This window comes from Streptococcus sp. GMD1S (assembly GCF_000296875.1).
In the GTDB taxonomy this organism is placed as follows: Bacteria; Bacillota; Bacilli; order Lactobacillales; family Streptococcaceae; genus Streptococcus.
Genome location: NZ_AJQY01000376.1, coordinates 1 through 1025 on the forward strand (window position 1 = coordinate 1; position 1025 = coordinate 1025).

Sequence of the window (1025 nt, forward strand, 5' to 3'; positions counted from 1 at the left end):
TGGTCTGGCTTCCATGATTGAGAGTCGAGCTTATGACTATCTTCCAGATATGGCAGACAGTCGAGAAAAGCTCCAAAGATTGTTTGATTTAGAGGCGGATTTCACCTTTGAGTCTTCTGAACAAGCTTGGGCAGCTCTATTGTGGGTTTTGGAGATTAAAGATGCACAGCCATTTTTGAAGGTATGGAAAACCTCACGCCAGTTTGCCAAGCAGGTTCAGGATTTGCTGACTATTTTGGCTTTGCGAGAAGAAGGAGAGCTGAGCAAGCGTGATTGTTACCGCTTTGACTTGGATTTACTTTTACAGGCTGAAAATCTTCGTCAGGCACAAGGAAAAGAAGTCAATCCACAAGCTATCACAGAAACTTACCAAAGTTTGACCATTCATGACAAGAAAGAAATTCAGATTAACGGTGGTATTTTAATCAAGGAATATGGTTACCAGCCAGGTCCAGATTTGGGAGATATTTTAACAGAGATTGAGTTTGCCATTGTCGATGGAGTATTGGAAAATGATCGTCAAGCAATCCATACTTACCTGAGGGAGAGAAAATGAGTGATTTTATCGTTGAAAAACTAAGCAAATCCGTCGGTGACAAGACCGTTTTTAAGGATATTTCCTTTATCATCCATGATTTGGACAGAATCGGTCTAATTGGTGTCAATGGAACGGGTAAGACTACCCTTTTAGACGTCCTTTCTGGCGTTTCTGGCTTTGATGGGGATGTCAGTCCCTTTTCGGCAAAGAATGACTATAAGATTGGCTACTTGACCCAGGATCCTGATTTTGATGATAGCAAGACGGTCTTGGATACGGTTCTCTCCAGCGACCTCAAGGAAATCCAGCTCATTCGTGAGTATGAGTTAATCATGCTCAACTACAGTGAGGACAAGCAAGCTCGTTTGGAACGGGTCATGGCAGAAATGGACTCTCTCCAAGCCTGGGAAATTGAAAGCCAGGTCAAGACAGTCCTCAGCAAGCTGGGTATTCAGGACTTGTCGACTCCAGTTGGTGAATTGTCAGG

1 protein-coding gene and 1 pseudogene are annotated in these 1025 nt (G+C 43.3%); both read left to right on the forward strand.

Annotated features, from left to right (window positions below; genetic code table 11):
- Positions 1 to 556: pseudogene (locus tag GMD1S_RS10450) on the forward strand (CCA tRNA nucleotidyltransferase); the annotation flags it as partial.
- Positions 553 to 1025 (forward strand): ATP-binding cassette domain-containing protein (locus GMD1S_RS10455; protein WP_001279096.1); only part of this gene is annotated, 473 nt, incomplete at its 3' end. The pseudogene GMD1S_RS10450 and the gene GMD1S_RS10455, both read left to right, overlap by 4 nt.